This window comes from Bartonella sp. MR168JLCBS (genome assembly GCF_042194175.1).
The window spans coordinates 1-312 of the sequence record NZ_JBHIMP010000461.1 but is presented as its reverse complement, the minus strand read 5'-3'; the positions used below and the strand labels follow the sequence as shown (position 1 = coordinate 312).

General features: G+C 40.4%; 1 pseudogene. It reads right to left on the bottom strand.

The window, feature by feature from the left end:
• A pseudogene (locus ACFIK8_RS11975) lies at nt 1-312 on the bottom strand (UbiH/UbiF family hydroxylase); the annotation flags it as partial.

Sequence of the window (312 nt, the reverse complement as noted above, 5' to 3'; positions counted from 1 at the left end):
ACATGGGCTGCTTCACCCACTAAAATCGTCCGATTGGCGGCAAAATGGTGAGAAATAAGTCCTGAAAGCGGCCATGCTTGAATTGGTGTTTCTAGTGTCAACTTTCCAAGCATTGACTGTATCTGATTTTCGATCACTTTTGCAATTTTTTTTGACCCTAGATGCAACAGTTCTTCAGCACGAGAAGGATGAACAACCCATACAAGACTGGATCTGTGTCCTGGTAGTGGAACTTGTGTAAATGGACCATTTTCTGTGTGAAATTCAGTTGATATATTTTGATGGGAAAAATCATGAGAAAAATTAAGCACG